The organism is Phycicoccus jejuensis (assembly GCF_044797865.1).
Classification (GTDB): domain Bacteria; phylum Actinomycetota; class Actinomycetes; order Actinomycetales; family Dermatophilaceae; genus Phycicoccus; species Phycicoccus jejuensis.
In genome coordinates this window covers 881,711-895,074 of sequence record NZ_CP085209.1, presented here as the reverse complement: position 1 = coordinate 895,074, position 13,364 = coordinate 881,711, and the positions used below count along the sequence as shown (strand labels likewise).

General features: G+C 74.3%; 14 protein-coding genes, 3 tRNA genes and 1 pseudogene. 11 read left to right on the top strand and 7 right to left on the bottom strand.

Translation table 11 applies throughout. The annotated features are described in order from the left end of the window. From LG324_RS04140 to LG324_RS04110, 7 genes are all read left to right on the top strand, one after another. The gene (locus LG324_RS04140) at positions 1–1,212 is read left to right on the top strand and encodes a cysteine desulfurase-like protein (protein WP_207025054.1); all 1,212 of its coding nucleotides are present in this window, start codon (positions 1–3) and stop codon (positions 1,210–1,212) included. Between the two features lie 76 nt (positions 1,213–1,288). Next, positions 1,289–2,344: a PHP domain-containing protein gene (locus LG324_RS04135; RefSeq protein ID WP_404352059.1), complete on the top strand. Its 1,056-nt coding sequence runs from the start codon at positions 1,289–1,291 to the stop codon at positions 2,342–2,344. Then, positions 2,341–2,757 (top strand): GntR family transcriptional regulator, encoded by a 417-nt coding sequence (locus LG324_RS04130; RefSeq protein WP_404352056.1) that lies wholly within the window; start codon positions 2,341–2,343, stop codon positions 2,755–2,757. Before LG324_RS04135 ends, LG324_RS04130 begins: the two co-directional genes overlap by 4 nt. A gap of 120 nt (positions 2,758–2,877) precedes the next feature. Continuing rightward, positions 2,878–2,950 (top strand) — tRNA-Glu (locus LG324_RS04125). Between the two features lie 18 nt (positions 2,951–2,968). After that, a tRNA-Asp gene (locus LG324_RS04120) sits at positions 2,969–3,042 on the top strand. A 49-nt stretch (positions 3,043–3,091) separates the two neighbouring features. Further along, positions 3,092–3,168, top strand: a tRNA-Phe gene (locus LG324_RS04115). Between the two features lie 155 nt (positions 3,169–3,323). After that, positions 3,324–3,998 carry a (Fe-S)-binding protein gene (locus LG324_RS04110; protein WP_404352053.1) on the top strand — a complete coding sequence of 225 codons (675 nt, stop codon included), beginning with the start codon at positions 3,324–3,326 and terminating at the stop codon, positions 3,996–3,998. 340 nt (positions 3,999–4,338) lie between these two features. Here LG324_RS04110 and LG324_RS04105 read toward each other — a convergent pair whose 3' ends face one another. From LG324_RS04105 to LG324_RS04090, 4 genes are all read right to left on the bottom strand, one after another. Then, positions 4,339–4,674, bottom strand: a complete 336-nt coding sequence (locus tag LG324_RS04105) for a cupin domain-containing protein (RefSeq protein WP_404352051.1) — start codon at positions 4,672–4,674, stop codon at positions 4,339–4,341. 26 nt (positions 4,675–4,700) lie between these two features. Continuing rightward, positions 4,701–5,057: a Rieske 2Fe-2S domain-containing protein gene (locus tag LG324_RS04100; RefSeq protein ID WP_404352049.1), complete on the bottom strand. Its 357-nt coding sequence runs from the start codon at positions 5,055–5,057 to the stop codon at positions 4,701–4,703. 529 nt (positions 5,058–5,586) lie between these two features. After that, complete coding sequence (locus LG324_RS04095; RefSeq protein ID WP_404352046.1) at positions 5,587–5,922, bottom strand: DUF6671 family protein; 336 nt, start codon at positions 5,920–5,922, stop codon at positions 5,587–5,589. A 118-nt stretch (positions 5,923–6,040) separates the two neighbouring features. Next, positions 6,041–6,889 carry an SDR family oxidoreductase gene (locus LG324_RS04090; RefSeq protein ID WP_404352044.1) on the bottom strand — a complete coding sequence of 283 codons (849 nt, stop codon included), beginning with the start codon at positions 6,887–6,889 and terminating at the stop codon, positions 6,041–6,043. 79 nt (positions 6,890–6,968) lie between these two features. Here LG324_RS04090 and LG324_RS04085 point away from each other — a divergent pair, with 79 nt between their 5' ends. Further along, entirely contained in the window at positions 6,969–7,841 is an 873-nt protein-coding gene (locus LG324_RS04085; protein ID WP_404352042.1) for a DUF72 domain-containing protein, read from the top strand. 125 nt (positions 7,842–7,966) lie between these two features. On the opposite strand, the pseudogene LG324_RS04080 reads toward LG324_RS04085, so the two are convergent. Beyond that, a pseudogene (locus LG324_RS04080) lies at positions 7,967–8,239 on the bottom strand (hypothetical protein); the annotation flags it as partial. Positions 8,240–8,494: 255 nt separating this feature from the next. Between LG324_RS04080 and LG324_RS04075 the strand changes: the two are divergent. Beyond that, positions 8,495–9,646, top strand: a complete 1,152-nt coding sequence (locus LG324_RS04075) for a YbhN family protein (RefSeq protein WP_404352040.1) — start codon at positions 8,495–8,497, stop codon at positions 9,644–9,646. Next, positions 9,598–10,566, top strand: coding sequence for an aldo/keto reductase (locus tag LG324_RS04070; RefSeq protein WP_404352038.1), 969 nt, complete (start codon positions 9,598–9,600; stop codon positions 10,564–10,566). Before LG324_RS04075 ends, LG324_RS04070 begins: the two co-directional genes overlap by 49 nt. Here LG324_RS04070 and LG324_RS04065 read toward each other — a convergent pair. Both LG324_RS04065 and LG324_RS04060 read right to left on the bottom strand, forming a co-directional pair. Beyond that, positions 10,536–11,453: an alpha/beta hydrolase fold domain-containing protein gene (locus LG324_RS04065; protein WP_404352035.1), complete on the bottom strand. Its 918-nt coding sequence runs from the start codon at positions 11,451–11,453 to the stop codon at positions 10,536–10,538. The two genes, LG324_RS04070 and LG324_RS04065, sit on opposite strands and share 31 nt — an antisense overlap. 44 nt (positions 11,454–11,497) lie before the next feature. Continuing rightward, complete coding sequence (locus tag LG324_RS04060) at positions 11,498–12,229, bottom strand: HpcH/HpaI aldolase/citrate lyase family protein (RefSeq protein WP_404352033.1); 732 nt, start codon at positions 12,227–12,229, stop codon at positions 11,498–11,500. Positions 12,230–12,962: 733 nt separating this feature from the next. On the opposite strand from LG324_RS04060, the gene LG324_RS04055 reads away from it, so the two are divergent. After that, positions 12,963–13,358 (top strand): hypothetical protein, encoded by a 396-nt coding sequence (locus LG324_RS04055; RefSeq protein WP_404352030.1) that lies wholly within the window; start codon positions 12,963–12,965, stop codon positions 13,356–13,358. The last annotated feature ends 6 nt before the right edge of the window (positions 13,359–13,364 follow it).

Below are 13,364 nucleotides of genomic sequence, written 5' to 3'. Positions count from 1 at the left end.
ATGGCCTACGACGTCGAGCGGATCCGTTCCCACTTCCCGTCCCTCGTCGAGGGGGCGGCCCACTTCGACGGCCCCGGCGGCAGCCAGGTGCCGGACGTCGTCGGCCGCGCCGTCGCCGACACCCTGACCTCGGCCATCTCCAACCGCGGCGTCGTCACCTCCTCCGAGCGCCGCGCCGACGCCGTCGTCGTCGCCTACCGGCAGGCGATGGCCGACCTCCTCGGCGCCGACCCGCGCGGCATCGTCCACGGCCGCAGCGCCACCACGCTCACCTACGACCTGGCCCGGGCCATGGCCAAGGGCTGGGGTCCCGGCGACGAGGTCGTCGTCACGCGGCTCGACCACGACTCGAACATCCGCCCGTGGGTCCAGGTCGCCGAGGCGGTCGGTGCGACCGTGCGCTGGGTCGACTTCGACCCGGAGTCGGGCGAGATGCCGACCTCCGCCGTCGAGGCCGTGCTCAGCGAGCGCACGCGGCTCGTCGCGACGACGGCGGCGGGCAACCTCATCGGCACCCGTCCCGACACCGCCGCGATCTCGGCGGCCGCGCACGCGGTCGGCGCCCTGCACTGGGTCGACGGCGTGCACGCGACCGCCCACGTCCCGGTCGACGTCGCCGCGCTCGGGGCCGACGTGTGGACCTGCTCGCCGTACAAGTTCCTCGGGCCGCACTGCGGCGTCCTCGCGGCCGACCCGGAGCTGCTGGAGTCGCTGCACCCCGACAAGCTGCTGCCCTCGAGCAACGACGTGCCCGAGCGCTTCGAGCTGGGGACGCTCCCCTACGAGCTGCTGGCCGGCGCCACGGCCGCGGTCGACTTCCTCGCCGGCCTCGACGACCTCGACACGCCCGTGACGCCCGAGGACCGCCGGGCGCGCCTGCGCTCGTCGATGGCCGCCCTCGAGAAGCACGAGGAGGGGCTGCTCGCCCGCCTCGAGCCGGCCCTGCGCGGCCGCCGCGGTGTGCAGGTGTGGTCCAACGCCGCCCGCCGGACGCCGACCCTCCTCTTCACGGTGACCGGCCGCGACCCGCAGGACGTGCGCCGCACGCTGGCCAGCCACGGCGTCAACGCCCCCGCGGGCAGCTTCTACGCGCTGGAGTGCAGCCGCCACCTCGGCCTCGGCGACGCGGGCGGCGTGCGGGTCGGCCTGGCGCCGTACACGAACCGCCAGGACGTCGACCGGCTGCTCAGCGCGCTCGACGACGTCTGCTGACGTCGGCCCCCTGCCCGGCCGGACGGGGCCGTCGCGTCCCGTCCGGCCGTGCCGCGGCTGTGACAGCATCGACGGCATGGTCGCCCTGCTCGAGCCGCTGGAGGCTCCCGTCGACCCCGTCGACGCGCTGCGCCGCATCGCCTTCCTGCTCGAGCGCACCCGCGCCGGCACCTATCGGGTCGAGGCGTTCCGCAACGCGGTGAAGCACGTGAGGACGCTGGACGACAACGCGCTGCGCGAGCGCGCCTCTGCCGGAACGCTGCAGGAGCTCGACGGCATCGGGAAGTCGACGGCGGGCGTCATCGCCGAGGCCGTGGCCGGCGAGGTGCCGGAGTACCTGGCGTCGCTCCAGGAGAAGTCCGGGGGCCCGCTCGTCGACGGCGGCGAGGACCTCTACGGGATGCTCCGCGGCGACTGCCACCTGCACTCGGACTGGAGCGACGGCGGCTCCCCCATCGACGAGATGGTGCTGACCGGCGTCGAGACCGGGCACGAGTGGATGGTGCTCACCGACCACAGCCCGCAGCTGCGCGTGGCCAACGGCCTGACGGTGGAACGGCTGCGGCAGCAGCTGAAGATCGTCGATGGCGTGAACCGTTCGCTCGCAGGCCAGTTCACACTGCTCAAGGGCATCGAGGTCGACATCCTCGACGACGGCTCGCTCGACCAGACCGACGAGATGCTGGGCCGTCTCGACCTCGTCACCGCGTCGGTGCACAGCAAGCTGCGGATGAACGCCGACCCGATGACGCGGCGGATGGTCGCCGCGGTGTCGAACCCACGGGTCAACGTGCTGGGTCACTGCACGGGGCGGCTGGTCACCGGATCGCGCGGCACGCGCCCGCAGTCCGAGTTCGACGCCCGGGCGGTGTTCGAGGCCTGCGCCGAGCACGGCACCGCCGTCGAGATCAACAGCCGCCCCGAGCGCTGCGACCCGCCGGACGAGCTCGTGACCCTCGCGCTCGAGATCGGCTGCCTGTTCAGCATCGACTCCGACGCGCACGCGCCGGGGCAGCTGGACATGAAGGCGTACGGGTGCGAGCGGGCCGAGCGCCTCGGCGTGCCGGCCGACCGCATCGTCACGACGTGGGAGGTCGAGCAGGTCCTGGAGTGGACGGGGGTCGGGCGGTGAGCGGGCGCGTCACGACCGCCCTCGGCGGCGTGCTGCGGGTCGAGCACGACGGCGCGCGACCGCCGTTCGACCAGGTGCGCACCCAGCTGGCCGAGGCCGTCGGCGACGGGCGCCTGGCCGAGGGCACGCGGCTGCCGACGGTCCGCGGCCTGGCCGAGGAGCTCGGTCTCGCCGCCAACACCGTCGCCCGGGCCTACAAGGAGCTCGAGGCCGCCGGCCTCGTCGTCACCCGGGGACGCCTCGGGACCGTCGTCGCGCCCCGCGGCGGGGGCGGCGCACGCGGCGGGGCATCCGTCCCGGACCCCGCGATGCGGCTGGCCGCGGCCGACTTCGCCCGCGCCGCACGGGCCGCCGGACTCACCGACGAGGCGGCCGTCGCGCTCGTCCGGGACGCCCTCGGGCACCTGCACTGACGCCCCTCCCGCCCCGGCCGGACCCCGTTTTGGTGGTCGCGGGAATCTCCCCTATGCTTTCGGAGTCCTCGACGGATCCGATCCCGGGTTGTGCGACGGAGAGGGTCCGACGAGAGTCGGGTCCCCATCGTCTAGCGGCCCAGGACCCCGCCCTTTCACGGCGGTAGCACGGGTTCGAATCCCGTTGGGGATACGGTCTTGCACCAGCCAAGGCCCCGTAGCGCAGTTGGTTAGCGCGCCGCCCTGTCACGGCGGAGGTCGCGGGTTCGAGTCCCGTCGGGGTCGCTCCTTCACGAGAGGGGCCGGATACGTCCGGCCCTTCCGTGCAGGTCCAGGCCAGGTAGCTCAGTTGGTACGAGCGTCCGACTGAAAATCGGAAGGTCGGCGGTTCGACCCCGCCCCTGGCCACCAGCAAACCCGCAGGTCACAAAGTTGTTGCCGAGTGATCGCGACTCCTCAGGATTCGCGTTTGCTCACAGTTTGCCAACAGCCGCCCACAACGGTACCTCCAGAGCCCGTCGTCGCGGCGGCACGGGTGAGATGAATCGCCCTACGTCGAGTCCTCGGTGCTCGAGGCGACCGTCGATGTGCTCGAGCACGCCGGCTACACGGTGTCGCTGCCCTCCCGGCCCCTCTGCTGTGGCCGGCCGCTGTACGACGCCGGCATGCTCACCACCGCCGAACGCCTGTGGCGCCAGGTCCTCGACATCCTGCGCGACGACATCCGGGCTGGCGTGCCCGTCGTCGGCGTCGAGCCCCACTGCGTCGCGGCCTTCCAGGACGAGCTCGTCGGCCTCTCCCCGGACGACGCGGACGCCCGGCGGCTCTCGGAGCAGACCTTCATCCTCTCCGAGTTCCTCGAGCGCCAGCGCTACCAGCCCCCGCGGCTCCCGGTCGATGCCCTCGTGCAGATGCACTGCCACCACGTCGCGGCCCTGGGCACCGATGCCGAGGAGGCCCTACTCCGGCGGATGGGTGTCGACGCCGAGGTGATGGACGCCGGGTGCTGCGGCCTCGCCGGGTCCTTCGGCTTCTCGGCGAGCAAGTACGACGTGTCCGTGCGCGTCGGCGAGCGGAAGATGGCGCCGCGGATCCGGGCGGCCTCGGCGGACACCCAGATCGTCACCGACGGGTTCAGCTGCCGCGAGCAGATCCAGCACCTCACCGACAGACAGCCCCGGCACCTCGCCGAGCTGTTCCGGGACGCCATCCGGGCGCAGCAGGCTGGCAGTCCCGACTGACAGACACGAGATCGTCGAGTCGGAACGACTCGCGTGGCGTCACGCTCGTGACCTGACCATCCGGGACGTGAACGCCTCGGGCACCCACGCGTCTACCCGTCCCGGTTCGGTCTTGACGGTGCAGGGTGGTCGGACCGTGTCCGCCCTTCGGCGTAGGCCAGGGTGGCGGGGTCGGTCGTCGTGAACCGGTCCATCTCTTCACCTGCGTCACATCGCAGGAGTGCGAACGTCGTCCCTACCGGGCCCCGGGTGGCCACCTCCCAGACACCCCCGGACTCCTCCCAGCGGATCAGTCGTTGGAGGTCCGCGACGCTGTCGGACGCCCGCCCCGCCGAGTCGCTCATGACAACGGCTTGACTACGGTGAGGAGCACGACGGAGTCCTCGACCGCGAAGAGCGAGTGCCGACGTGGGGGGATGACCAGGTGGTCGGCGGCGCCCGCCTCACGCTCTCCGCCCGAGTCGCGGAGTCGGACCCGTCCTCTCAGGACCTGCAGGGTGGCCTCACCAGGGCTCTCGTGCTCGGCGAGCTCGTGCTCCGCGACGAGGGCGATGACCGTCTCGCGAAGCATCCGGTCGTGACCACCGTGGATCGTGCGCGAGGCACGACCGGCCACGCTCTCTCGAGCGACGGCGAGCACCTCGTCGCCCAGTGCGGTGAGTGACGTGCTGTCCATGTGCTGCCCTTCCTCACGACCGTTGACTACGGCCTTCCATCGACGTGGACGTACACCTCGTCGATCACCTCGACCCGGTACACGACCGTGTCGCGGGTGGCCGGAAGGCAGAGCATCTTGCCGGCCCACAGCGAGAAGGTCGAGCCGTGCAGCGGGCACTCGACCGTACCGTCTTCGACCCACCCGTGTGCCCGCGACGCGGTTTCGTGCGTACAGGTGTCGTCGGTCGCCCACACCCGCCCGTCACCGTCCCGCAGTACGGCGATGTCGTTGGCGGCACCGGTGACGTCGCGGCCGACGGAGACTCCGCCACCGAAGGGGATCTGCCCATCGACGCCACCCGGACGGCGGGTCGTGGCCTTCCCGGGTGGCCGAGAGGTCACTACCGCGGTGACAGACAGGCAACACAGGTCGTCGGGGTGTCGAAGGGGACGAGCGCGCCATCCGTGCTACCCGGAGGCGGGGGGGGGTGTCGCCGTGCACGATCCCTTGAGGATCCGGGCGTGCAGAGCACAGACGAGCTGGCTGCGGCTCTCGGCCAACTCCCGGATTGGACAGTTGTACAGGCGGATCTCGTCCACCGGCCCGGGGCGCCGGGCCGCGGGGTGAAGCCGCCTCGGCGAGGACGTCATGCAAGGAGCCCGCAGACGGTCGTACGGACCTGCCTCTCGGGTTTGCTCCCCCGAGCAGCGCACCCCAGGACAGTCCGATAGCCCGTGCCTCGGCACGCCGATTTCCCGTCATGGACCAAGCCCCACCGGACCCGTCGGGGTGACTGGGGGCCACACGCCGCTTCATGGTGTCATCGACGCCGCGCCGTCGCGGTTGCGCCAACACGCCGTTTGGCCCGCTCCCTCACGACGCCCGATACGTCTCGATCCGGGTAGTCATGGTCAGGGCGCGAGGAAGACCTCAGGGGTTGCAGGAGGGGCACCGCGCCGGGTCGGCCGTTGCGGCCTCGGCCGACCGCGTGCTCGTCGCGCCGCAGTGCGGACACCGGTGTACGAGGGCGAGGACCTCGTCGGTCGCGGTGCCGCAGTCGCGGCACGGCGCGCCGCGCACGACGTCCTCGACACCGTAGCCCGGGGCGGCGCACGAGGGGCACGGGCTGGAGAGCCTGAGCAGGAGGTCCTGGGCGGCGCGGACCATCACGAGATGACGCGTGGGGCACATGTGGGCACGCAGGTCGGTCTCGATGCGGACCCGGGGATGGTCCCGGGCGAGCCGGGCCCCTCTGGGACACCCCATCTCGAACTGAAAATCGGAAGGTCGGCGGTTCGACCCCGCCCCTGGCCACCACCACGAGCCGCAGTCCGCACCCCGGGCTGCGGCTCTTGTCGTCCCCGGCGAGTCGTCGTGCCCGGGCTCAGGTCAGCCAGGTCGACGTCGCGCCGAGCACCCGGCTGCCGTCGAGGTCCGCCAGCGAGAGGCCGACGAACGCGGAGGCCTGCTCGGTCGTCTGCCAGCGGAAGCGGGGTGCGTCCGTCGTCGCTGCCTCGACGATGACCGCCGCCGCGGACTCGGAGGTCTGTGCGTCGTCGAAGGCACCGGCGGTGCGGCGCAGGTAGGCGGCGAGCAGCTCGGCGTACGGGTCGTCGGCGTCCGCGTCACCCCCGCCCGTGTCGGCCCGGTGGACGTTGCCGGTGAAGTCGCTCGCGACCGCGCCCGGCTCGACGATGCTCACCGTCACCCCGAACGGGGCGACGACGGGAGCCAAGGACTGTATGAGGCCCTCGACGGCGAACTTCGCCGCGCAGTAGGCGTCCGCGAACGGCTGGCCGACCGCGCCGCCGACGCTCGTGACGGTGACGACGCGCCCGCGGCCGGCGGCGCGCATCGCGGGGAGGACGAGGCGGGTCATCCGCGCCACGCCGAGGTAGTTGACCTCGAGCTGCTCCTGGAGCTGGGCGTCGGTCAGCTGCTCGAGCGTCGCGACCGCCCCGCGGCCGGCGTTGTTGACGAGGACGTCGACGCCCCCGTGGTCGGCCAGCACCCCCTCGACCGCGGCCCGGGCACCGTCGGCGTCGGTGACGTCCAGCGCCCGGACGTCGAGCTCGACGCCCGCCGCCTCGGCCGCCGCCCGCAGCCGGTCCGCCCGTCCGGTGTCGCGCATCGTCGCGACGACGGTGCGGCCGGCCCTCGCGAGGCCGACGGCGGTCGCCAGCCCCATCCCGCTCGACGTACCGGTGACCAGGGCGACCTCGCGACGCGACATGGCCGGAGCGCAGACCCGCCCGCAGCCTCCGCGGGAGGGCGCCGGTGTGACCGTCGAACCTTCCGGGTAGGTGCCCGGGGTGACGGTGGACCAGGCGCGCGGAGGACGCATCCGCGTCGGGACGTCGGGCTGGACCTACTCGCGCTGGCGGGGGGACTTCTACCCCCGCGGCCTGGTCCGGCGCGAGGAGCTGCGGTACGCCGCCGAGCGGATGGGCGCCCTCGAGGTCAACGGCTCGTTCTACTCCCTGCAGCGGCCGACGACCTACGTGCACTGGCGGGAGCAGGTCCCCGACGGCGTCGAGCTCGCCGTCAAGGGTGGCCGGTTCGTCACCCACCTCAAGCGCCTGCGCGACGTCGAGGTGCCGCTCGCCAACTTCTTCGCCTCGGGCGTGCTGGCGCTCGGACCCACCCTCGGCCCGGTGCTCTGGCAGCTGCCCGAGCGGCAGGAGTACGACGCCGCGCTCCTCGCCGACTTCTTCGCGCTCCTCCCCCGGACCGTCGGTGACGCGGCCGCGCTCGCCCGGCGGCACGACGCCAAGGTCCCCGAGGCCCGCGCCCTGACCCGGGCCCCGCGCGGGCTGGCCTCGCGTCGCATCCGGCACGCCCTCGAGTTCCGCAGCGCGACGTTCTGCACCGACGAGGCGGTCGACCTCATGCGCCGCCACGACGTCGCGACGGTGGTCGCCGACACCGCCGGGCGCTGGCCGACGGCCGACGCCGTCACGAGCGACCTCGTGTACGTCCGCCTCCACGGCGACACCGAGCTCTACGCGAGCGGCTACTCCGACGCCGCCCTGGACCGGTGGGCCGAGCGCTGCCGCGGCTGGGCGCAGCACCACGACGTCGTCGTCTTCTTCGACAACGACGCGCGAGGCCACGCGCCGCACGACGCGGTCCGGCTCATCGCCCGCCTCGGCGACCACCACGTCCCGGTGACGCACCGTCCCTGACCCCTCGGGTTGCACACCCCGGGGGGTATCCATACCCTCGGGGACGCCCCCGCCGCCGGACCCCAGGACCCCCCGTTGACGACGCCGGCGGCGATGCCGGTCCCGACCACGACGACGACGAGGTCGCGCACCGCCGGCGCCGCGGCACGGGCCGCCGCGAGCGCGGCGCGGACGTCGTTGACGACCACCGGCGCTCCTGCGGCCGTCGGCCGTGGTCGCCATCCGGCGAGGAGCGGCAGGACGTCCGAGACGACCACCCGGCCCTCGGGGTCGACGAGCCCGGGCACGGCGACCGCGACCGAGCGCGTGCTCGGATGCTCCGCCACGACCTCGCCCACGAGGTGGTCGAGCCGTTCCCCGGTCGTGCCCGGGCCGGTCGGCTCGAGGATCTCCGCCACCACCGAGCCGTCCGCGGCGAGCGCCCGCAGGAGGGCCTTGGTCCCACCCACGTCGGCCACGACCAGCACTGCGTCACCCGGCTCCACATCGCCCACCGTAGGAGGTAGGACGGGCCGGGCCGGGCCGCCGGCGGGCCGGCGCGACACGACGGAAATCCCGTGAACCCGGACCCCCACCTCGCTACGGTGGGCCGGGGTCGATGTCCGGGTCACCCCTGATGTGCGGGCGGCAGGAGGCACGCCACGGTGGGGACCATGACGAGGATGTGGGGTCCGGGGCTGCGGCTGGGCCTGGGGACGGCGGCCGCCGCCGCGGTGCTGGCGCTCGCGCTGCCGCGGGTGGCGGGGACGTCGTGGCGGCCCATCGCGCAGGCGCTGACCCACCCGAGCCCGCTCCAGCTGGGGCTCCTCACGGTGCTGTGGCTGGCGGGCCTGTGGGTGCACACCCCGTCGCTCACGGCGGCCCTGCCGGGCCTCAGCCACCGTCGCGCCCTCCTCCTCAACCTGTCCGGCTCGTGCGTCTCGAACCTCCTGCCGCTCGGCGGCGCCGCGGGGACGGTCGTCAACTGGCGGATGGCCCGCGGCTGGGGCTTCGGCTCCGCCGCCTTCGGGCGCTGGGCGCTCGTGACCAACCTCGCGGACACGGCGGTCAAGCTGCTCCTGCCGGGAGTCGTGCTCTGCTGGTTCGCGTTGCCCGGTGACCGCGGCACCGCGCGCCTGGCGGTCCCGGGGGCGCTCGGCCTGCTCCTGCTCCTCGTCCTCCTCAGCGGGGTCGTCCTCGTCGGACGCGACGACCGGGCCGTGCGGCGGGCCGGGCGCGCGCTCGACCGCCTCGCCGCCCGCCACCGCCGGGTGCCGGCGGCCCCCGAGGGCTGGGGTGAGCGGGGCGCCCGCTTCCGCGCCGAGAGCGCCGACCTCGTGCGTCGCGGCTGGGCGCGGATGCTCGGGGCCAAGGTGCTGTACGCGCTCTTCCAGGCGCTCCTGCTGTGGGCGTGCCTCGTCGTGGTGGGGGCGCCGGCGGCGCCGTTGCTCGTCGCGTCGGCCTTCGTCGTCGAGCGGCTGCTGTCGATGCTCGTCATCACGCCGGGCGCTACGGGGGTCGTCGAGGTCGGGATGGCCGGGGCGCTCACCGCGCTCGGCACGCCGGCCGCGCCGGCCGCCGCGGGGGTGCTGCTCTACCGCGCGTTCGTCGTCGGGATGGAGGTACCGGTCGGCGGCCTCGCCCTCGGCGGGTGGTGGCTCGCGCACCGCCGCGCGGCTCGGCGCGTCCACGGTGCGGTCGGCGTGCACCCGGCGCCCGCCGTGGAGGTGGTCGGGGCGCATGATGCGGGGAGCATCCCGACCGAAGGAGCACCTCGATGGAGTACACCCGCCTCGGCAGCACCGGGCTCACCGTCAGCCGGCTAGCGCTCGGCTGCATGAGCTACGCCGACGGCTCGCGCGGCTACCACCCGTGGGCCCTCGACGAGGAGACGTCCGGGGCGTTCTTCCGGCAGGCCGTCGAGCTCGGCATCACGTTCTGGGACACCGCGAACGTCTACAGCGCAGGGACGTCCGAGGAGTTCGTGGGGCGGGCCATCCGGACGTACAGCCGCCGCGAGGACATCGTGCTCGCCACCAAGGTGCACGGGAAGATGCACGACGGCCCCGGTGGGAGCGGCCTCTCCCGCAAGGCGATCCTCGAGCAGGTCGACGCCTCGCTGCGCCGGCTGCAGACCGACCACGTCGACCTCTACCAGATCCACCGCTTCGACCCCGAGGTCCCCGTCGAGGAGACGATGGAGGCCCTCCACGACGTCGTGCGCGCCGGCAAGGCTCGCTACATCGGGGCGTCGTCGATGTGGGCCTGGCAGCTCGCGACGATGCAGCACGCGGCGGACCTGGGCGGCTGGACCCGCTTCGTGACGATGCAGGACCAGTACAGCCTGCTCATGCGGGAGGAGGAGCAGGAGATGTTCCCCCTGCTCGAGCACCAGGGGCTCGGCGCGCTGCCGTGGAGCCCGCTGGCGCGCGGGCGGCTCGCGCGGCCGTGGGGCGAGCAGACCGGGCGGTCGGACACCGACGAGTTCGGCAAGCGGCTCTACCAGGACCGCGACGGCGAGATCGTCGGCGCGGTCGAGGCCGTGGCGCGCGAGCGCGGGGTGGCGATGTCGACCGTCGCGCTGGCGTGGGTGCTGCGCAACCCGGTCGTCACCGCCCCCATCGTCGGGGCCACCAAGCCGCACCACCTGCCGGACGCCGTCGCCGCGCTCGACCTGGAGCTGACGGACGACGAGGTGGCCGCGCTCGAGCGTGCCTACACGCCGCGGCGGCCGACGGGCTTCTGACCGCCGTCGCCGGTCAGGCCTCGGGCACGCCTGCCGTGCAGGCCTCCTGGATGCGCGCCACGACCATCTGCATGGTCAGCCGGGCGCGCGCCGGGTCGCCGGTGAGGAAGTAGTGGTCGGCGCCCGGCGTCACGTCGTGGAGCACGTCGACGCCGGCGGCGCGCAGCCGGGCGGCGTACCGGTCGCAACGCGTCGCGCTCGCCGGTCAGGACGACGGTCGGCGGCAGGCCGGCGAGGTCGGGCGCGAGCAGCGGTGAGGCGTAGGGCTCCTCGCGTCGGGCGACGTCCGGGAAGTAGACCCGGCGGACGAGGCGGCGCAGGGCCGGGTCGACCATGCCCGGGCGGTCCTCGACCTCGGAGGCGAGGTCGAGCGCGGGGACGCCGAGGACCTGGAGGACCGGCGCGCACGAGCCGGCGTCGCGCGCCATGAGGCAGACCGCGGCGGCCACGTGACCGCCGGCGCTGAAGCCGCTGACGACGACGCGCGTGCCGTCGAGGCCGTGCTCGTGCCCCGCCGCCGCGAGGTGGGCGACGACGTCGTGCCCCTCCTCCTGGCCGACGGGGTAGCGCGCCTGCGGGCCGACGGACCAGTCGACGTTCGCCACCGCGACGCCGGCGGTCGCTGCGAGATAGCGGCACCACCAGTCGTCCATCTCGGGGTAGCGCATGACGAAGGCGCCGCCGTGGAAGTGGGCGACGACCGGAGGCGCCTCAACGCCGGGCGGGCGGTACAGGTCGACCCGCACCGGCCTGTGGCGCGTCGGGACGCGCAGGCGCTGCGGGGCCGGCAGGTCGCTGCCCGCGAAGCGCAGCGGCTCTCCGTAGCGCACGGTGAACCGCGCCGAGACCTGCATCGCGAGCGCACGGACGTCGTCGAGGAGGGTCACGCTGCGTGGTTCGTCGCCTCCGGTGCGGGCGGATGGCCCTCCGGTCAGGCCTGGCGCGGGCCCAGCTCGTCGAGCACCGCGCGCACGCCGGCCGCGACGACGCCGGCGTCGGTCGTCACGGCGAGGAACCCGATGCCGTGCGCCCGCAGCCGGTGGGCGACCGCCGGGCTGCCCGCGAAGGCCCCGACGAGGATCCCCTGCCGGTCGGCGGCCGCGACGACCCGGGCGAGGGGACCGTCCGGCGTGGTGTCGTCGAGGAGCGCGTCGACGGTCGTGCCGAGCGCGAGGGCGAGGTCGAGCGGGCCGACGAAGAGGCCGTCGACGCCAGGGGTGGCGGCGATCTGCTCGACCTCGTCGAGGGCGCCGACGGTCTCGACCATCGCCCAGCAGCGCACGAGCTCGTTCGCGGTGGCGGTGTCCGGGGCGTCGACTCCCCACATCGGTGGCCACGGGCCCCAGCTACGGTCCCCGAGGGGTGGGTAGCGGGAGGCGAGGGCCGCGCGCTCGGCGTCGCCGGCGCCGGTGACCGACGGCACGACCACCCCGTGGGCGCCGGCGTCGAGGGCGGCCCCGATCCAGGCGGGGTCGACGGCAGGGACGCGGACGAGGAACGGGTGGTGGGCCGAGGTCAGCGCGCGCCCGGCGGCGTGGAGGGCGGCGCGGTCGAGGGCGCCGTGCTGCGCGTCGAGGGCGACCCAGTCGACGCCGCTGCCCGCGAGCCGCAGGAGCAGGTCGACGTCGGCCGTCGTCGTCCAGATACCCCGGGAGTCCTCCATCCGGGCATCGTGCCAGCCGGGAGGCTCCCCGGTGCGGCGGCGAGCCGGTCGACCGACGGCCGGCGGGGGTCCGGAGACGAGGAGCCGGTCGGCCCAGGACCGGCAGGCGGGGGTCCGGAGACGAGGGGCAGGTCGGCCGAGGACCGGCAGACGGGAGGCGAGCCGCAGGTCGGCCGAGGACGGCTCCGGCAGGACAAAGGGGTCCGCCCGTCGCTGTCGTTCGCTCCCGTCGCCGACGCAACCATGACGAGCGGTCAGAAGCATGTCGCACGAGAGCAACCGCCCGCTCATCCCGGTTGCTCCAGCAGGTGACGCACACGCGACCGCTCGTCATGGTTGCTCCAGCAGGAGACGCACACGCGACCGCTCGTCATGGTTGCTCCAGCAGGAGACGCACACGCGACCGCTCGTCATGGTTGCTCCAAGGGCGGACGCGAACGACAGCGGCCGACAGAGCACTTCTCCCTCGCCCGCGCCGCCGCCGGCTGACAGTCCTCGGGACGCCGGCGACCCCCGCGCCGGCCGCTCCCGACCCGTTCCACGTGACGTCCCTCCCAGCCCCCTGTCGCGCCGCCCGCCCGGTGGGACGATCGAGGTGGCGGTGGCGCGCGCCCGGCGGCGCGGCTCTCCCGACGCCGCCGCCGGTAGGAGCACCACGATGTCAGCAGCCCTCGCCCGGCCGAGCCCGCCGCGAGCAAGGACCCGCTCCCTCCCACCCCGCGCGGTCTCCGCCGTGGTCGCGGTCGTCGAGCTGGGGCTGCTCTACCTCGTCCAGGTGTGGCCTGGCTGGCGCACCCTGCCCCTGCTCACGCCGGCCGCCGAGGAGCTCGTGCCGTGGATGGTCGGAGCGCTGTGGACCGGCGTCGTCCTCGAGACCGTCGCGCTCGTCGTCCGGACGCGCTGGTGGCGGGCCGTCGCCGACCTCACGTCCTCCGCCGTCGGCCTCGCTGCGTCGGTCGCCGCGTGGGACCTCTTCCCCGTCGTGGCGGGGAGCCCGTGGCGCACGCCGCTGCGGGCCGCTCTCGTGGTGGCCATCGTCGGCGGGGTGGCGGGCGTCGTCTCCTCGCTCGTGCGCATCCTCGGCGGCAGCCCACCCGACCCGGACGCTCGCCGGCGGCGCCGCGGCTGACCGCCC